This window comes from Kosakonia beeri, assembly GCF_054165705.1.
The window spans coordinates 4,029,629-4,048,175 of record NZ_CM135106.1 but is presented as its reverse complement, the minus strand read 5'-3'; the positions used below and the strand labels follow the sequence as shown (position 1 = coordinate 4,048,175).

General features: G+C 54.1%; 17 protein-coding genes. 7 read left to right on the top strand and 10 right to left on the bottom strand.

Translation table 11 applies throughout. The features are described 5' to 3' along the window. The first annotated feature begins 205 nt into the window (after window positions 1-205). Together acnB and yacL are read left to right on the top strand one after the other, a co-directional pair. Window positions 206-2,803, top strand: coding sequence for a bifunctional aconitate hydratase 2/2-methylisocitrate dehydratase (acnB, locus tag ACUY4S_RS19165; RefSeq protein WP_312687324.1), 2,598 nt, complete (start codon window positions 206-208; stop codon window positions 2,801-2,803). 269 nt (window positions 2,804-3,072) lie between these two features. Then, window positions 3,073-3,435 (top strand): protein YacL, encoded by a 363-nt coding sequence (gene yacL, locus ACUY4S_RS19160; protein WP_312687326.1) that lies wholly within the window; start codon window positions 3,073-3,075, stop codon window positions 3,433-3,435. Window positions 3,436-3,463: 28 nt separating this feature from the next. On the opposite strand, the gene speD is transcribed toward yacL, so the two are convergent. From speD to ACUY4S_RS19145, 3 genes are all read right to left on the bottom strand, one after another. After that, a complete protein-coding gene (gene speD, locus ACUY4S_RS19155; protein WP_312687328.1) occupies window positions 3,464-4,258 on the bottom strand; it encodes an adenosylmethionine decarboxylase in 795 nt (264 codons plus the stop codon). A gap of 14 nt (window positions 4,259-4,272) precedes the next feature. Continuing rightward, window positions 4,273-5,130 (bottom strand): polyamine aminopropyltransferase, encoded by an 858-nt coding sequence (speE, locus tag ACUY4S_RS19150; protein ID WP_312687330.1) that lies wholly within the window; start codon window positions 5,128-5,130, stop codon window positions 4,273-4,275. Window positions 5,131-5,278: 148 nt separating this feature from the next. Beyond that, on the bottom strand, window positions 5,279-5,626 hold the full coding sequence (locus ACUY4S_RS19145; RefSeq protein ID WP_312687333.1) for a YacC family pilotin-like protein: 348 nt from the start codon (window positions 5,624-5,626) through the stop codon (window positions 5,279-5,281). A gap of 144 nt (window positions 5,627-5,770) precedes the next feature. Between ACUY4S_RS19145 and cueO the strand changes: the two genes are divergently transcribed. Continuing rightward, the gene (cueO, locus tag ACUY4S_RS19140; protein ID WP_312687335.1) at window positions 5,771-7,351 is read left to right on the top strand and encodes a multicopper oxidase CueO; all 1,581 of its coding nucleotides are present in this window, start codon (window positions 5,771-5,773) and stop codon (window positions 7,349-7,351) included. 41 nt (window positions 7,352-7,392) lie between these two features. Here cueO and ACUY4S_RS19135 read toward each other — a convergent pair whose 3' ends face one another. Then, window positions 7,393-9,783, bottom strand: coding sequence for a glucose/quinate/shikimate family membrane-bound PQQ-dependent dehydrogenase (locus tag ACUY4S_RS19135; protein ID WP_458021824.1), 2,391 nt, complete (start codon window positions 9,781-9,783; stop codon window positions 7,393-7,395). Between the two features lie 206 nt (window positions 9,784-9,989). Here ACUY4S_RS19135 and hpt point away from each other — a divergent pair, with 206 nt between their 5' ends. After that, a complete protein-coding gene (gene hpt, locus ACUY4S_RS19130; protein ID WP_312687337.1) occupies window positions 9,990-10,526 on the top strand; it encodes a hypoxanthine phosphoribosyltransferase in 537 nt (178 codons plus the stop codon). Between the two features lie 27 nt (window positions 10,527-10,553). Here the strand turns inward: hpt and can are convergent, their stop codons facing one another. Continuing rightward, window positions 10,554-11,216: a carbonate dehydratase gene (gene can, locus ACUY4S_RS19125; RefSeq protein ID WP_312687339.1), complete on the bottom strand. Its 663-nt coding sequence runs from the start codon at window positions 11,214-11,216 to the stop codon at window positions 10,554-10,556. Window positions 11,217-11,323: 107 nt separating this feature from the next. Between can and ACUY4S_RS19120 the strand changes: the two genes are divergently transcribed. The 3 genes from ACUY4S_RS19120 (at window position 11,324) to ACUY4S_RS19110 (ending at window position 14,398) form a co-directional block, all read left to right on the top strand. Then, window positions 11,324-12,250 (top strand): ABC transporter ATP-binding protein, encoded by a 927-nt coding sequence (locus ACUY4S_RS19120; RefSeq protein ID WP_312687341.1) that lies wholly within the window; start codon window positions 11,324-11,326, stop codon window positions 12,248-12,250. Then, window positions 12,247-13,017: an ABC transporter permease gene (locus ACUY4S_RS19115; protein ID WP_312687343.1), complete on the top strand. Its 771-nt coding sequence runs from the start codon at window positions 12,247-12,249 to the stop codon at window positions 13,015-13,017. Before ACUY4S_RS19120 ends, ACUY4S_RS19115 begins: the two co-directional genes overlap by 4 nt. Window positions 13,018-13,150: 133 nt before the next feature. Continuing rightward, complete coding sequence (locus ACUY4S_RS19110; RefSeq protein WP_312687345.1) at window positions 13,151-14,398, top strand: polysaccharide deacetylase family protein; 1,248 nt, start codon at window positions 13,151-13,153, stop codon at window positions 14,396-14,398. 4 nt (window positions 14,399-14,402) lie between these two features. On the opposite strand, the gene panD is transcribed toward ACUY4S_RS19110, so the two are convergent. The 5 genes from panD to pcnB form a co-directional block, all read right to left on the bottom strand. Beyond that, window positions 14,403-14,783: an aspartate 1-decarboxylase gene (panD, locus tag ACUY4S_RS19105; protein ID WP_312687348.1), complete on the bottom strand. Its 381-nt coding sequence runs from the start codon at window positions 14,781-14,783 to the stop codon at window positions 14,403-14,405. Between the two features lie 102 nt (window positions 14,784-14,885). After that, entirely contained in the window at window positions 14,886-15,749 is an 864-nt protein-coding gene (gene panC / locus ACUY4S_RS19100; RefSeq protein ID WP_312687350.1) for a pantoate--beta-alanine ligase, read from the bottom strand. 11 nt (window positions 15,750-15,760) lie between these two features. Beyond that, window positions 15,761-16,552: a 3-methyl-2-oxobutanoate hydroxymethyltransferase gene (gene panB / locus ACUY4S_RS19095; protein ID WP_312687352.1), complete on the bottom strand. Its 792-nt coding sequence runs from the start codon at window positions 16,550-16,552 to the stop codon at window positions 15,761-15,763. Between the two features lie 109 nt (window positions 16,553-16,661). Continuing rightward, window positions 16,662-17,141, bottom strand: a complete 480-nt coding sequence (folK, locus tag ACUY4S_RS19090; protein ID WP_458021825.1) for a 2-amino-4-hydroxy-6-hydroxymethyldihydropteridine diphosphokinase — start codon at window positions 17,139-17,141, stop codon at window positions 16,662-16,664. Further along, a complete protein-coding gene (gene pcnB, locus ACUY4S_RS19085) occupies window positions 17,138-18,535 on the bottom strand; it encodes a polynucleotide adenylyltransferase PcnB (RefSeq protein ID WP_312687475.1) in 1,398 nt (465 codons plus the stop codon). Before pcnB ends, folK begins: the two co-directional genes overlap by 4 nt. Between the last annotated feature and the right edge of the window lie 12 nt (window positions 18,536-18,547).

Genomic DNA, 18,547 nt, shown 5'->3' with positions numbered 1-18,547 from the left:
AAACCCTTCTCCCACCTGCATTATTCCGCCTTTAACGATTCAGCTAATTTTTTATGTTGCTTTTTTGTAAACAGATTAACACCCCCCGGAAATCCTGCTATGCTGCCCGACGCGGTTCGCGGATTTACCCTACAAACTGCTGTCTCACAGGAGCGTGAAGAGAAACGCCTGCCGCATTATGACAATGAGAGCGAGGAGAACCGTCGTGCTAGAAGAATACCGTAAGCACGTAGCTGAACGTGCCGCTGAGGGGATTGCGCCAAAACCATTAGATGCAACCCAAATGGCAGGCCTTGTCGAGCTGCTGAAAAGCCCGCCTGCTGGCGAAGAAGAATTCCTGATTGATCTGCTGACCAACCGTGTCCCGCCGGGCGTTGATGAAGCCGCCTACGTAAAAGCGGGTTTCCTTGCTGCTATCGCCAAAGGCGAAGCGACCTCCCCACTGGTTACGCCTGAAAAAGCCATCGAATTGCTGGGCACCATGCAGGGTGGCTATAACATTCATCCGCTGATCGACGCACTGGATAATGACAAGCTCGCGCCCATTGCCGCTAAAGCGCTGTCACATACTCTGCTGATGTTTGATAACTTCTATGATGTGGAAGAGAAAGCGAAAGCAGGCAACGCTTACGCGAAGCAGGTGATGCAGTCCTGGGCTGATGCTGAGTGGTTCCTGAGCCGCCCGGCGCTGGCCGACAAAATCACTGTCACAGTGTTCAAAGTCACCGGTGAAACCAACACGGATGACCTCTCTCCGGCACCGGATGCATGGTCCCGCCCGGATATCCCGCTGCACGCACTGGCAATGCTGAAAAACGCGCGTGAAGGTATCGAACCGGATCAGCCGGGTGTGATTGGTCCAATTAAACAAATTGAAGCACTGGCGAAAAAAGGCTTTCCGCTGGCTTACGTCGGTGATGTGGTCGGTACCGGTTCTTCGCGTAAATCCGCGACCAACTCTGTGCTGTGGTTTATGGGCGATGACATTCCGAACGTGCCGAACAAGCGCGGCGGCGGTCTGGTGCTCGGCGGTAAAATTGCGCCCATCTTCTTTAACACAATGGAAGATGCGGGTGCGCTGCCAATCGAAGTGGATGTTAACAGCCTGAACATGGGCGACGTGATTGATGTTTATCCGTTCAAAGGCGAAGTCCGCAACCACGAAACCGGCGAACTGCTGGCGAATTTCGAGCTGAAAACTGATGTCCTGATCGACGAAGTGCGTGCCGGTGGCCGTATTCCGCTGATCATCGGTCGTGGGCTGACGACCAAAGCGCGCGAAGCGCTCGGTCTGCCGCACAGCGATGTGTTCCGTCAGGCGAAAGACGTAGCAGAAAGCAACCGTGGTTACTCGCTGGCGCAGAAAATGGTCGGTCGCGCTTGTGGCGTGGACGGTATCCGTCCTGGCGCTTACTGCGAACCGAAAATGACGTCTGTAGGTTCTCAGGACACCACCGGCCCAATGACCCGTGATGAACTGAAAGACCTGGCGTGCCTGGGCTTCTCTTCTGACCTGGTAATGCAGTCTTTCTGCCACACGGCGGCCTATCCGAAGCCAGTTGATGTGACCACGCACCACACGCTGCCGGACTTTATTATGAACCGTGGCGGGGTTTCCCTGCGTCCGGGCGATGGCGTTATCCACTCCTGGCTGAACCGCATGCTGCTGCCGGATACCGTGGGTACCGGTGGTGACTCGCATACCCGCTTCCCAATTGGCATCTCCTTCCCGGCAGGTTCCGGTCTGGTCGCGTTTGCTGCTGCGACGGGCGTAATGCCGCTGGATATGCCGGAATCGGTGCTGGTGCGCTTTAAAGGCAAAATGCAGCCGGGTATTACCCTGCGCGATCTGGTGCATGCCATTCCGTTGTATGCCATCAAACAGGGCCTGCTGACCGTTGAGAAGAAAGGGAAGAAAAACATTTTCTCTGGCCGCATTCTGGAAATCGAAGGTCTGCCGGATCTGAAAGTCGAGCAGGCGTTTGAGTTAACAGATGCCTCTGCAGAGCGTTCCGCTGCAGGTTGCACCATCAAGCTGAACAAAGAACCGATCATCGAGTACCTCAGCTCGAACATCGTGTTGCTGAAGTGGATGATCTCCGAAGGTTACGGCGATCGCCGTACGCTGGAGCGCCGCGTTCAGGGCATGGAAAAATGGCTGGCCGATCCGCAATTGCTGGAAGCTGACGCCGATGCAGAATACGCGGCTGTGATCGATATCGATCTGGCTGAAATCAAAGAGCCGATCCTCTGCGCGCCGAACGATCCGGACGATGCGCGTTTGCTCTCTGATGTGCAAGGCGCCAGCATCGATGAGGTCTTTATCGGCTCCTGTATGACCAACATTGGTCACTTCCGGGCGGCAGGTAAACTTCTGGATAGCCATAAAGGCCAGTTGCCGACCCGCCTGTGGGTTGCGCCGCCGACCCGTATGGATGCCGCGCAGTTGACGGAAGAAGGCTATTACAGCGTGTTCGGTAAGAGCGGTGCGCGTATTGAGATCCCGGGTTGTTCCCTGTGTATGGGTAACCAGGCGCGTGTGGCGGACGGTGCGACCGTAGTGTCCACTTCGACCCGTAACTTCCCGAACCGTTTAGGTACGGGTGCGAACGTCTATCTGGCCTCTGCGGAGCTGGCGGCGGTTGCCGCGCTGATTGGCAAACTGCCAACGCCGGAAGAGTATCTCACCTTTATGTCGCAGGTCGATAAAACGGCGCTGGATACTTACCGCTACCTGAACTTCGATCAGTTACAGCAGTACACCGATAAAGCCGACGGCGTGATTTTCCAGACCGCGGTCTAATCCTCTAAGCCACCTTTCGGGGTGGCTTTTTTTATTCTCTCTTCGCTGTATTAGTTCGCTGTACTTAGAGACGCTTCTCATGTGTCCCTTTTTTGACCGTATTCTGATGCCGTACATGGCGGGATGTTGCCCGGCGGGTAATTTCTGCGCGAACAGGCGACTCAGGCGGGGATATTTTTTGCGGCTTCCGGCGGACGCGCTGTTTTTCTTGTATTGTGCTGCGATAATTACAGCACAGGCGGTTTTTAAGCCAGCAAGAGGAAGCGATTATGGATTACGAATTTTTGCGTGATATCACCGGCATCGTCAAAGTACGAATGTCGATGGGCCACGAAGTCGTCGGGCATTGGTTCAATGAAGAAGTGAAAGAGAACCTGGCGTTGCTTGACGAAGTGGAGCAGGCCGCAAAAGCGGTAAAAGGCAGCGAGCGCTCATGGCAGCGTGCCGGCCATGAATACACGCTGTGGATGGATGGCGAAGAAGTCATGATACGCGCTAACCAGCTGGAGTTTTCCGGTGACGAAATCGAAGAGGGAATGAGCTATTACGATGAAGAGAGTCTGTCGCTGTGCGGCGTGGAAGATTTTCTGCAGGTTGTGGCTGCGTACCGGGCGTTTCTTAAACAGCGCTAGATGACGGAGCCTCCGTGCTCCGTCCGCGTTATACGGTGGGGATATTCCGGCCGTAATAGATTTCGCGCATCTCTTTCCAGAGCGCCTGAGTGATCTCTTTGCGTTCTTCCGCAGTTAAGTCTTCCGGTCTGGTGTGGAACATATAGTGCTTAAGGTCGAACTCTTTAAGCAACATCTTGGTATGGAAGATATTTTCCTGGTACACATTCACATCCACCATGTCGTACAGCGACTTCATATCCTCTGACATAAAGTTCTGAATCGAATTGATCTCATGATCGATGAAGTGCTTCATGCCGTTGACGTCACGGGTGAAGCCGCGCACACGGTAATCGACCGTGACGATATCCGACTCAAGCTGGTGGATCAGGTAATTCAGCGCGTTGAGTGGCGAGATAACACCGCAGGTAGACACTTCAATATCGGCACGGAAGGTGCACAAGCCGCCCTCCGGATGGCTCTCAGGATAGGTATGCACGCAAATATGGCTTTTATCGAGATGCGCGACGACGGCTTCTGGCAGTGGGCCAGGATGTTCCGTTTTGTCGATAAGTTGCGGATCCACGGGTTCTTCGCTCACCAGGATAGTGACGCTCGCGCCCTGCGGCTCGTAATCCTGACGGGCAATGTTCAGGATATTTGCGCCGATGATATTGCAGGTTTCCGTCAGGATCTCCGTCAGGCGATTGGCGTTATAGAGTTCATCAATATAGGCAATGTAGCCATCACGCTCTTCGGCGGTTTTGGCGTAGCAGATATCGTAAATACAAAAACTCAGGCTTTTCGTCAGGTTGTTAAAGCCATGCAGTTTCAGCTTTTTCAATTTTTATCACCTCCTTAGAAGGACAGGGCGTCTTGCAGATATTGCGGCAGGGCAAAAGCCGCGGTATGGATCGCCGGGTTGTAGTAACGGCAGGTCAGCGCGGCGCTGTGGAAGCGGGCGGCAATGATCTCCGTTGAGAGGTGACGCAGCACGTCATTATCGGTTGCCCAGGCGAAAGTCATAATGCCGCCATAATAGGTTGGTACGGCGGCCTGATAGAAGCTGACATCGCCAAAGTAGTGGCTCAGCTTGCGGTGGCTGCCCACGGCTTCATCCTGTTGAAGAAAACTCACACCATTTTGCGCCACAAAAATGCCGCCGGGGTTAAGACAGCGCTTACAGCCTTCATAGAATTCAGAGGTGAACAGGCTCTCTCCTGGACCGACAGGATCGGTACAATCGGAAATGATCACGTCGAAGGTTTGCTGGGTGTGGTTCACAAAATTGACGCCGTCGTCGATCACCAACTGAAAACGTGGATCGTCATAAGCGCCCGCGTTGTGCTTCGGCAAGTACTGACGGCAGAACGAAACTACGCCCGCGTCGATTTCCACCATAGTGATGGTTTCAATGTTTTTATGGCGGGTGACTTCACGCAGCATGGCGCCGTCACCGCCGCCAATGATCAGCACGTGTTTAGCATGGCCGTGAGCCAGCAGCGGAACGTGGGTCATCATCTCGTGATAGATAAATTCGTCGCGTTCGGTGGTTTGCACCACGCCATCCAGCGCCATTACGCGGCCAAAAGCGGCGTTCTCAAAGATGACCAGATCCTGATGGTCGGTTTTTTCGTGGTACAGCACTTTATCAACGGCAAAATACTGACCAAAGTGGTCATGCAGCGTCTCGTGCCACATCGTGTTGTCGGCCATGGCTTGCTCCTTTGTTAACACCCGCAAAAAACGAGCGCAACATAATAGCCAACTCTGGCCCGGCATGCACGGTCAGAATTTAATCATTATTCCGTAATACATTGCGCTGTAAGCCCGGTATTGACGTCGAACGCAACGTATTCAGGGATTATTTCACGTAGGCAAGAAGACTTAATGAGTCGCGCGCGAGGGCTTTACATTTTTTGGCGGTAGGAATACCAATGCCGCTCAGGTCGCGGTAACTATCTTCGCCCAGTGATTTCATATCCCAGGCATCATAGTTGCTAAGATCCCACTGGTTTTGCTGGGCAAAAAAGACCAGTGCGCGGCGGATCTGCCCGTTAGGTAAGTTGTTGTAACCGCAGTCGTTTTTCAGAAATACGAACACGGCTGTCAGATCGGCCATGTCTTCAGCTTCGGATTCACTCAGCGCGTAACTGTTAGCGGAGACAGCCAGTAAGCTGCCAATAATTACTGTTCTGAAAAACGTCTTCATTATTTCTACCACGGTGTAACGGAAATTAAACGTTAGCACAGTCCGCATAAGGCGACGATATTTATTATTGCCCGTTTTCTTGACCTTCCGCCAGGGGGAGGGTTTAAGCTCAATCTATCGCCTGCAATCGATAAGGAAATACTTATGCAACGTCGTGATTTTTTAAAATATTCTGCGGCCCTGGGCGTAATAAGCGCGCTGCCGCTGTGGAGCCGAACGCTGCTGGCCGCTGAACGCCCGGCGTTGCCGGTCCCGCCGTTACTCAGCGCCGATGCACAAAGCCGGATTCGATTGACTGTTCAGGCGGGGCAAACTCAGTTTGGCGGTAACGCAGCCACCACCTGGGGCTATAACGGCGCACTGCTTGGGCCTGCTATCCAGTTGCGCCAGGGGCAGAACGTTACCGTTGATATTCATAACACGCTGGCGGAAGAAACCACGGTGCACTGGCACGGCGTGGAGGTCGCTGGCGAAGTCGATGGCGGGCCGCAAGGGGTGATCAAACCCGGGGGCAAGCGCTCGGTCACGTTTACTCCAACCCAGCAAGCCGCCACCTGCTGGTTCCACCCGCATCAACACGGTAAAACGGGCCGTCAGGTCGCGATGGGGCTTGCTGGTCTGGTACTGATCGAAGACGACACACTGCGCCAGCTTCGCCTGCCTCAGCAGTGGGGTATTGATGATGTGCCCGTTATTGTGCAGGACAAAAAGTTTACTCCGCAGGGGCAAATTGATTACCAACTGGATGTGATGAGTGCGGCGGTTGGCTGGTTCGGCGATACTTTACTGGCGAATGGGGCGATCTATCCTCAGCATTCGGCGCCGCGTGGCTGGTTACGTCTGCGCTTACTCAATGGTTGTAACGCCCGTTCACTGAATTTTGCGGCCAGCGATCGCCGTCCGTTGTACGTGATCGCCAGCGACGGCGGGTTGTTAAGTGAGCCGGTAAAAGTGACAGAGCTGCCCGTGTTGATGGGCGAACGCTTTGAAGTGCTGGTGGATTTGAGTGACGGTAAGCCGTTTGATCTGATGACCCTGCCCGTGCAACAGATGGGCATGACTGTCGCACCCTTCGATCAACCGCACCCCGTGGTGCGCATTCAGCCGCTGCAGGTGACGGCGTCCGGTACCCTGCCAGATAAACTGGTGTCGCTGCCGGGCCTGCCAGCGCTGAATGGATTAACACAGCGTACTTTACAACTGTCGATGGATCCGATGCTTGACATGATGGGTATGCAGGCGTTGCAACAGAAGTATGGCGAGAAAGCCATGGCTGGAATGGCGATGCATCATGGCGAGATGAACCATGATCAGATGGCGAATATGCCAATGAATCATGGACAAGGGGGGCACGGGCAAATGAACCACGGCAGCGGTTTTGATTTCCACAATGCCAACCGTATCAACGGCAAAGCGTTTGATATGGCGAGCCCACAATTTGCCGCGCAAAAAGGGCAGTATGAGCGCTGGGTGATCTCCGGCGAAGGTGACATGATGCTGCATCCGTTTCATATTCACGGCACACAGTTCCGTATACTTTCGGAAAACGGTAAACCGCCTGCGACGCATCGCGCGGGCTGGAAAGATACGGTCAATGTGTCTGGGGCGCGCAGCGAAGTGTTAGTACGCTTCCAGCATGATGCGCCGAAAGAGTATGCCTACATGGCGCATTGTCATTTGCTGGAGCATGAAGACAGCGGGATGATGCTCGGATTTACGGTATAAAGACATTCCCCTCTCCCGTTTGGGAGAGGGGAATAAGGTGATTACTTCGCGTCATCCGGCAGTGCATAGGCCACAATGTAGTCGCCCATTTTGGTACCGAACGAACCGTGACCGCCTGCGGAAATGACCACATACTGCTTGCCATTCACTTCATAGGTCATCGGCGTTGCCTGGCCGCCTGCGGGCAACCGACCCTGCCACAGTTTCTCACCGTTGCTCATATCGTAAGCGCGCAGGTAGTTATCTGCGGTCGCGGCAATAAACAGGACGTTGCCGGCTGTCGAAATCGGGCCGCCCAGCATCGGCATACCCATATTGAACGGCACTGGAACCGGCATCGGGAACGGCATGCTGTCCTGCGGTGTACCAATACGTTTTTTCCACACTACCTGATTGGTTTTCAGATCCAATGCGGAGATATAACCCCAGGCCGGTTGCTTACATGGCAGACCAAACGGCGACAGGAACGGGTTCAGCGTCACGCCAAAAGGCACGCCATACTGCGGCTGAATACCGGATTCTGTGCCTGTGCCTTTCGCATCTTTCGGTGGCTCCATCGGGTTACCCGGACCGCGTGGGATCAGTTTCGACACAAACGGCAGCGCCATTGGGTTAGCAATCGCCACCTGACGGTTTGGATCAACGGAGATACCACCCCATTCGAACATGCCCAGATTGCCCGGGAACACCAGCGTACCTTGTTCAGACGGTGGGGTGAAAATGCCTTCATAGCGCAGCTGATGAAACATTACGCGGCACACCAACTGATCGAACATAGTGGCGCCCCACATGTCCGCGCCGCTGAGGTTTTTCTTCGGACGGAAGCTCAAATCAGAGAACGGTTGAGTCGGCGTGACATAATCGCCTTTCGCTGCGCCCTGCGGAACCGGTTTTTCCGGTGCCGGAACCACCAGCTTACCGTTCGTGCGATCCAGCACGAAAATGTTACCCGTTTTTGCCGGGGCATAGATTACCGGAACGGTTTTGCCATTAACGGTAATGTCCGCCAGGGTCGGCTGCGACGGCATATCCATATCCCACAGATCGTGGTGTACCGTCTGGTAGCTCCATGCCAGTTTACCGGTTGTTGCATTCAGCGCGACGATCGAGCTGGCATAACGTTCCTGATCCGGTGTGCGTTTACCGCCCCAGATATCCGGCGTCGTCACGCCCATCGGCAAATAGACTAAATCCAGCTTCGCGTCATAGGCCGCAGGTGCCCAGGAGTTGGGCGAGTTAAAGGTAAAGGTATGCTGGTCAGACGGGATCGCGTTTGGATCTTTCGCGCCTGGATCAAAAGCCCACAGCAGTTTACCGGTATTCACGTCGAAGCCGCGGATCACGCCGGACGTTTCACGGGTAGAGAAGTTATCCGTTACCGAGCCGGCAATCACAATCGTTTTATCGGTGATGATAGGCGGAGAGGTCGGTTCATACAGACCCGGCGTTGTATCCGGCATATTGGTTTGCAGATTGAGAATGCCTTTATTGGCAAATGTTTCGCACAGCTGGCCATTGTCGGCATTAACGGCAAACAGGCGGCCATCGTTTACCGGCAGGATAATGCGGCGCGGGCAATCGGCTACCACATCCGGGCTGGCGTTATCGGCACGGGCTTCGTGGTAAGAGACACCACGGCATGTCACATGCTGGAACGACGGGTTGGAATTGAGTTGCGGATCAAAGTGCCATTTCTCTTTACCGGTGGCGGCATCCAGCGCGAACAGACGCTGGTGCGCCGTACACAGGAAAAGCGTGTCGCCCACTTTAATCGGCGTCACTTCGTTGGTGAGTTCGCCCGGATCATTCGGCAGCTTCACGTCACCGGTACGGAACACCCAGGCCTCTTTCAGGTTGTGCACGTTTCCGGCATTAATCTGTTTCAACGGCGAATAGCGTTGGCCTTCCTGGTTACGACCATAAGCAGGCCAGTCGCTGTCTGCCACCGGGGAAATCGGCTGTGCGGGCGTGCTATCGGCGCTCAGTGTGCCATGGATCTCCTGCGGGTCATTGAAACCGGCCCAGGTGAGGATACCGCCGCTTATCAACAGCGCCACCACTAATGCCGCGACCGCGCCATTGGCAGGAACACTCAACCGACGCCAGACAAACGGCAGGATCAGCCAGATACCGAAGAAGACCAGAATGTCGCTACGCGGCGTGAGTGCCCAGAAGTCGAAGCCGACTTCCCACACGCCCCATAACATCGTGACCAGCAGTAAGGCTGCGTACAGCCAGAGCGCGGCACGTTTCCGTTTCCAGAGTTGCCACGTTACGCCCAGCATCACCAGGCCGGCGATCGGGTAATACCAGGAACCGCCAATCGCGACCAGCCAGACGCCGCCAATGAGAAGATATAACCCACAGAAGGCCGCAAATAACGCTGTCAGCGTCACCAGGAGCCGGGGTTGTTGATTTTTTGTTTCCGCCATAAAAAGACATCCATCGGTTTGTTAATATTTTGATAGCAAGTAATTATAGGAGTTAACAAGTGTGACCGTCATCACAAAATGAGCTTTGTGGGGGAATAACCCGCAGAGATTGTTTTGCTGGTATACTGCGCACCTTGCGTTTCAATGATCGGCAATGGTTGTCGGTATTGAATGATTTATCATTTAAATCATATGGTTAGTTAAAAATGAAACACACTGTTGAAGTGATGATCCCGGAAGCGGAGATCAAAGCGCGTATTGCTGAGCTGGGTCGTCAAATCACTGAGCGTTACAAAAATAGCGGTAGCGAAATGGTGCTGGTGGGTCTGCTGCGCGGATCGTTTATGTTTATGGCCGACCTGTGCCGTGAAGTGCAGGTGTCGCACGAAGTCGATTTTATGACCGCTTCCAGCTACGGCAGCGGTATGTCTACCACCCGTGACGTGAAAATCCTCAAAGATCTGGATGAAGACATTCGTGGCAAAGACGTGCTGATTGTTGAAGACATTATCGATTCCGGTAATACGCTGTCTAAAGTGCGCGAAATCCTCAGCCTGCGTGCGCCGAAATCACTGGCGATCTGCACTTTGCTCGATAAACCTTCCCGCCGCGAAGTGGACGTGCCTGTCGAGTTTGTCGGTTTTTCGATTCCGGATGAGTTTGTGGTGGGTTACGGCATTGATTATGCCCAGCGCTATCGCCATTTGCCTTATGTCGGCAAGGTTGTGATGCTGGACGAATAAAAAAATCGGGGCCGATGGCCCCGATTGTTATTTGTGGTTGATGTGCTTTTGGCTGAGGTTGCAGATCCCTTTGCGGTAACGTTGCTCCAGTGTTTCGCGGTTGGTGGCCGTCACATCCAGGTCACGCAGCAGGCCATCGTGTATACCGTAGGCCCAGCCGTGAATGGTCACTTTCTGACCGCGTTTCCAGGCAGATTGCATGATCGTGGAGTGACCCAGGTTGTACACCTGTTCCATCACGTTCAGTTCGCACAGCGTATCGAGACGGCGTTCTTCAGGCATTGCGCCGAGCAGCGAGCTATGTTTAAACCAGATATCGCGAATGTGCAGCAGCCAGTTGTTGATAAGCCCCAGTTCCGGGTTTTCCACCGCCGCCTGCACACCGCCGCAGCCGTAGTGGCCGCAAATGATGATGTGTTCAACTTCCAGCACATCGACAGCGTACTGAACAACGGAAAGGCAGTTGAGATCGGTATGGATAACCAGGTTGGCAACATTGCGGTGAACAAACAGTTCACCAGGCTCAAGGCCGGTCAGGCGTTCAGCAGGAACGCGGGAGTCAGAGCATCCAATCCAGAGAAAGCGCGGCTTCTGTGCTTGCGCCAGTGTTTCGAAAAATCCGGGATCTTCTTCCACCAGCATTTTTGACCATAGTGCATTGTTGCTGATGAGTGTATCTATGTCTTTCATGGAAGTTAACGACCTGTAACCAAATAAGTGCGTTGCGCTAATATAGGTCAACTCCAACTCTTTTTAAACCACACATCGAGTGTAAGAAAACAGGTAAGTGATAATTCATGACCATTGCACTGGAGCTTGAGCAGCTTAAAAAAACCTATCCGGGCGGCGTCCAGGCGCTGCGGGGTATTGATTTACAAGTAGAAGCGGGGGATTTCTATGCCCTTCTCGGGCCGAATGGCGCAGGAAAATCGACCACCATCGGCATTATCAGCTCGCTGGTAAATAAATCGTCCGGGCGCGTTAACGTCTTTGGCTACGACCTGGAAAAAGACGTGGTAAACGCCAAGCGCCAACTGGGGCTGGTGCCGCAGGAATTCAATTTTAACCCGTTTGAAACCGTACAACAGATTGTGGTTAACCAGGCGGGTTACTACGGCGTCGATCGTAAAGATGCGCTGGTACGCAGTGAAAAATACCTGAATCAGCTCGATCTGTGGGAAAAACGCAACGAACGTGCGCGCATGTTATCCGGTGGCATGAAGCGCCGTTTGATGATTGCCCGCGCGCTGATGCATGAGCCGAAGCTGCTGATCCTCGATGAGCCAACTGCGGGCGTAGACATTGAGTTACGCCGCTCAATGTGGGGCTTTTTGAAAGATCTGAACGATAAAGGCACCACCATTATTCTGACCACCCACTACCTGGAAGAAGCCGAGATGCTGTGCCGCAACATTGGCATCATCCAGCGCGGTGAACTGATTGAAAATACCTCCATGAAAGCGCTGCTTTCGAAGTTGAAATCAGAGACGTTTATTCTTGATTTGGCGCCGAAAAGCCCGCTGCCGAAACTGGAAGGGTATCAATATCGGCTGGTAGACACCGCAACCCTTGAAGTGGAAGTTTTGCGCGAGCAGGGGGTTAATAGTGTTTTCAGTCAGCTGAGTGCCCAGGGTGTACAGGTATTGAGCATGCGTAATAAAGCCAACCGTCTGGAAGAGCTGTTCGTCACGCTGGTGCATGAAAAAGAAGGAGAACGCGCATGATGCAACTTTTTTGGGTGGCGCTGAAAAGTATCTGGCATAAAGAGATCCAGCGCTTTATGCGTATCTGGGTGCAAACGCTGGTGCCGCCAGTGATCACCATGACGCTGTACTTTATTATTTTCGGCAACCTGATTGGTTCGCGCATTGGCGAAATGCATGGCTTCACTTATATGCAGTTTATTGTGCCGGGCCTGATCATGATGGCGGTGATTACTAACGCTTATGCCAACGTGGCCTCCTCGTTCTTTAGCGCCAAATTTCAGCGCAACATTGAAGAGTTGCTGGTTGCCCCGGTGCCTACGCACGTAATTATTGCCGGCTATGTCGGCGGTGGCGTGGCGCGCGGCGTTTGTGTCGGTGTGCTGGTTACGGCGGTTTCGCTATTTTTTGTGCCGTTTCAGGTGCATTCATGGTTGTTTGTCGGGCTGACGTTACTGCTGACAGCGGTGCTGTTTTCCCTCGCTGGTTTGTTGAATGCGGTGTTTGCCAAAACCTTTGATGACATCAGCCTGATCCCCACTTTTGTACTGACACCGCTGACTTACCTCGGGGGTGTCTTCTATTCGTTAACGCTGTTACCGCCCTTCTGGCAGGCGCTTTCGCACCTGAACCCGATTGTCTATATGATCAGCGGTTTCCGCTTTGGCTTCCTTGGCATTACGGATGTTCCGCTGTTTACTACCGTCGGCGTGCTGGTGGTGTTTATCATCGCCTTCTATGTGCTGTGCTGGTATCTGATCCAACGCGGTCGCGGATTGCGCAGCTAAGCTGTGTCGGGCTGGCTCTCCTCACGGCAGGAGAGCCAATCCGCCGAGTTAGACCATTTTTTGTACTTTTCACGGTCATTCGTTCAGTCAAATTTTGTTACACTTAGCGCAGTCTCTTAACCCGGTCCGTCTCATGTCTCGTTTTATTGCCATTCTGCTTTTGCTGATAAGCTGCGGCGCTACTGCCAGCATTATCAGTGAGCAACGCATTCCCGCGCGTTATATGCAAACCACTGAAGATGCCGATATCTGGGCGCAGGTGGGGGATAAAGTGATTACTGTCGGGCATATTCGTGCCGGGCAAATTATCGCCGTGGTGCCAGGTGCGGAAGATTACTATGCATTCCGCTTTGGCTTTGGCAGCGGATTTATCGATAAAGGCCATCTGGAAAGCGTTTCGGGTAACCAGCGTGTGGAAGACAGCCTCGGTGATTTGAACAAGCCGTTGAGTAACCAGAATCTCATTACGTGGCAACCCACTCCGCTCTACAACGCGCCGGATATCACCAGCGAGCGGTTTGGTACGCTGGTGGAAAATCTGCGCTATCCGATTATCGATAAATTGAAAGATCGTCTCAATCAGACCTGGTTTCAGATCCGCATTGGCAACCGTCTGGCGTGGGTGAGCAGCCTGGACGCGCAGGAAGATAACGGCATCCCGGTGCTGACGTATCACCATATTCTGCGCGATGAAGAAAACACCCGTTTTCGGCACACTTCAACCACGACTTCGGTGCGCGCATTTACTAACCAGATGGCCTGGCTGCGCGACCAGGGCTATACCACCTTGTCGATGTATCAGCTGGAAGGCTATGTGCGCAACCGCATGAATCTGCCCGCACGGTCGGTGGTGATCACCTTTGATGATGGCCTGAAGTCAGTCAGCCGCTATGCCTGGCCCATACTGCGGCAGTATGGTTTTAAAGCCACAGCTTTTATCATCTCGTCGCGTATTAAGCTGAAGCCGCAGCCGTGGGATCCCAAATCACTGCAGTTTATGAGCGTTTCGGAACTGAACAGTATCCGTGACGTATTCGATGTGCAGTCGCATACGCATTTCCTGCACCGTGTTGACGAAACGACGATGCATCCGATTCTGCTCAGCCGCAACTACCACAATATTTTGTTCGACTTTAAACGCTCGCGCCGCGCGCTGGCGCAGTTTAATCCGCATGTACTCTATCTGGCATATCCGTTCGGCGTGTATGACGATAAAGCGGTAAAAGCGGCGAATGACGCGGGGTTCCATCTGGCCGTGACCACGGTACGCGGAAAGGTGAAACCGGGAGATAATCCCTTCTTACTGAAGCGACTCTATGTGTTAAGAACGGACTCGCTGGAAGTGATGTCGCGGCTGATCAGTAACCAGCCGCAGGGGTAGGGCATCAGGCAACCTGAACCGGCACGGCTTTGGCCGTGCGTTTCATTTCATTGTCACCATCAAAATAGGCCACTTTCGGCTGCCAGTTACGGGCAGCTTCATCCGGCATAGTGACATAGCTGGCGATAATCAGGATATCGCCAACGTCAGCGCAATGCGCTGCTGCACCGTTGACCGAAATGATTTTTGAACCGCGCTCACCGGCAATCGCGTAGGTGGAGAAACGTTTACCGTTGGTCACGTTATAAATATCAATGGCTTCGTATTCCAGAATACCAGCCGCCTCAAGGAAATCCTGGTCAATGGCGCAGGAGCCTTCGTAATGCAGGTCGGCCTGAGTCACTTTGACGCGGTGGAGCTTGCCTTGCAGCATTGTGCGAATCATAAGTTAAATCCCGTGATAATTAACCTGTAAAAGGGGAGCCGCTCCCTGCTAATCCCCCGTACGGTAACGCCACACTTATCGCGCGGCATATTGCCCATCTATTTACCCCGCAAGACGGGGGAGTTCAACCACTTTATTGTCAATAAGGCGCGCCTGGCCGAGCCATGCCGCCATCAAAATCACGGCGCGCTGGCTGCTCTCTGACAGCGCCAGTAACGTGTCGGCATCGCGGATTTGAATATCATCCGCCCGTAAACCGGCATCGTTAATTTCCTGTTCCGCAATCGCTACCAGTTCTTCTTCGTTGCGCTCGCCTGCCAGCAGTTTCCCGGCGATAGCGTTCATCACTTTGCTCAATGCCGGGGCGATTTTGCGCTGTTCTGCGGTGAGATAGCCGTTACGCGAACTCAGCGCCAGGCCATCTTTTGCACGCACCGTAGGAACGCCGACAATTTCAATGTCGTAGCCCATATCAGCAACCATTTTGCGGATCAGTTGCAGCTGCTGGTAATCCTTTTCACCAAAACAGGCGATGTCTGGCTGCACCAGGTTAAACAGCTTGCTGACAATGGTCGACACGCCACGGAAATGGCCCGGACGGCTTGCGCCTTCCAGCATGGTAGAGATACCCGGAACATCCACATAGGTTTGCGTATCGGTACCCTGCGGGTAGATATCCGCCGGGGCGGGCGCAAAGACGAAGTCCACTTTGCGTTTGTTAAGCTTTTCGCAGTCTTCCTGCAAGGTGCGCGGGTAGCGTGCCAGATCATCCGGGCGGTCAAACTGCATCGGGTTGACAAAAATACTGACCACTACCGCGTCGGCGCGGGCTTTGGCTTCATCAACCAGTTTCATGTGGCCATCGTGCAGGTTACCCATGGTGGGCACCAGCGCAATGCGTTTACCTTCCTGGCGCAGTCTGCGGATATGCTGACGGAGCAGCGGGAGGGTTTCAATAATCAACACAACAGGACTCCTTAATGGAAACTGTGTTCTTCGCCCGGGTAAGCGCCGGACTCGACGTCAGCAACATACTGCCTAACGGCGGCGCGCATGTCGCCTGCTTCATTCAGGAAATTTTTCGCAAATTTGGGAATATGCCCGCCGGTAATGCCAAAGGCGTCATGCATTACCAGAATCTGACCATCGGTGACGTTACCTGCGCCAATGCCGATCACCGGAATGCTCAGCGCTTCGGTAATACGCTGCGCCAGCTCAACTGGTACACACTCCAGTACCAGCAATTGCGCGCCTGCGGCTTCCAGCGCCAGCGCATCATCAAACAGGACCTGAGCCGCATCGCCGCGTCCCTGTACTTTATAGCCGCCGAAAATGTTCACCGATTGTGGCGTTAAGCCTAAATGACCGCACACCGGAACGGCGCGCTCAGTGAGCATTTTTACCGTCGGCACCAGCCAGGCGCCGCCTTCAATTTTGACCATATTAGCGCCTGCGCGCATGACAACGGCGGAATTTTCGAACGCCTGCTCTGGCGTGGCATAAGCCATAAACGGCAGGTCGGCGAGTAACAGGCAGGCCGGCGCACCGCGGCGCACTGCCTGAGTATGGTAGGCAATATCCGCCACCGTAACCGGAAGGGTGGAATCATGACCTTGCACCGTCATTCCCAGCGAGTCGCCCACCAGCAGTACATTAATGCCTTCTTCAGCGAACAGTTTCGCGAAGCTGTAGTCGTAAGCGGTGATGGTGGCGAAGCGTTTCTTTTCCTGCTTGCACTTGTGTAGCCAGGAGAGGGTGGTCGGTTTCATAGCGTTTCCTGATAGTCCAGAACGAATTCTGGCGCATTTTAACAGCACCACTCAGGCGGGCAATGATTTTAGACAACCCGTGAGACGCGGGTGGAAAGAATGGCGGGTATTACCAGACGTCGGGTTTTGGCGCGTTGAGTTGCGTCAGGATCGCCTGCAAGGAGGCGCCGTCCGGGAAGTGCAGATCTGGGGCGATTTCAAATAACGGCCACAGCATAAAGCCCCGGTTTTTCATGTCGTAATGTGGCACTGTCAGGCGCGCCGTATTGAGTGATAACTCGCCAAGCAGCATAATATCGAGATCGAGCGTGCGCGGCCCCCAGCGTTCAGCTTTGCGCACGCGGCCCTGCTGTAACTCAATACGTTGTGTGTGGTCGAGGAGCGCTTCTGGCGCGAGTTCGGTTTCCAGCGCGACAGCCGCGTTGAGGTAGTCCGGTTGATCCGGCGGGCCGAGTGGGGGAGTACGGTATAACGAAGAGACCGCCACAATATGACTCTGCGGGATCTCTCCAATCGCGACGATCGCGGCATTCACCTGATCAAGCGGTGAAGCCAGATTGCTGCCCAGCGCGATATACGCAAGGGTCATGCACTGCCCTCACGGCGCGGCGCACGTTTGCGTGGACGACGGTGACGACGGCGTTCGGCCGGTTCATCGCCCAGGTTATCCAGCATATCTTTTTGGGTGGGAGGCGCAGAAACCTGGAATTCACCCCACCATTTCACCAGTCGCTGTAATTCGCCGTTGCGTTCCGCATCGGCGCGGAGCGCCATTAGATCATAGGCGGCGCGGAATTTCGGATGTTCCATCAGTTTCCAGGCTCGCTTGCCCTGGCGACGCGACATCCGCAACTGCAGCTGCCAGATATCCCGGATCAACGTGGTGATACGTTTAGGGATCGCCAGCGAACGGCAGGCCTCATCCAGCACATCATTCATTGCCAGCGCGAAGGCGTCGTAATAGGCCAGCCCGCCTTCCTGAGCGATACGCTGCGCATTCTCCAACAGCGGATACCAGAACATCGCGGCAAACAGGAACGCCGGGTTAACGCGCATATCATTGTGGATGCGGTTATCGGTGTTTTTCAGCACCTGCTCAATAATGCGTTCCATCGGGCTATCACCGTTTTCGGTGAAATAACGGGTGATGGTCGGGAACAGGGGCTGGAACAGACCATATTCACGCAGTAACTGGCAGGTATCGTAACCGTAGCCTGCCTGCAGCAATTTCAGCGACTCTTCGAACAGACGAGCCGGCGGAACATCGTTAATTAACGTTGCAAGACGCGGGATAGGCTCGGCGGTTTCATCGCTGATACGCATTCCCAGCTTGGCCGCGAAACGCACGGCGCGCAGCATGCGTACCGGATCTTCGCGGTAGCGGGTTTCCGGGTTGCCGATCAGGCGAATGACGCCTTCTTCCAGATCGCGCATGCCGCCCACGTAATCGCGCACGGTAAAGTCGGCGACGCTGTAATAAAGGCTGTTGATGGTGAAGTCACGGCGCTGGGCATCTTCTTCAATGGAGCCGAAGATATTATCGCGCAGCAACATTCCGTTCTGCCCGCGTTGGGAGATGGTGCGATCGGTTTGTTGATCGTCGTGGTGCCCACGGAAGGTGGCGACTTCAATGATTTCCGGCCCGAACATGACATGCGCCAGGCGGAAACGGCGACCAACCAGACGGCAGTTGCGGAACAGTTTGCGCACCTGATCCGGCGTGGCGTTGGTGGTGACGTCAAAATCTTTTGGTTTTTTGCCCAGCAATAAGTCACGCACGCCGCCGCCTACCAGGTAAGCGTCGTAGCCCGCTTTATTCAGACGATAGAGCACCTTGAGCGCATTTTCACTGATATCTTTGCGGGAAATAGCGTGCTGCTCACGCGGAATAACCGTCATCTGTGGTTGGGCCATAGCCTCAACGACCATGCTCTCTTCGCGGCTCAGCACCTTGCGGCAAAAATTAGCGACTCGGGTAAAAATAGTACACCTCGG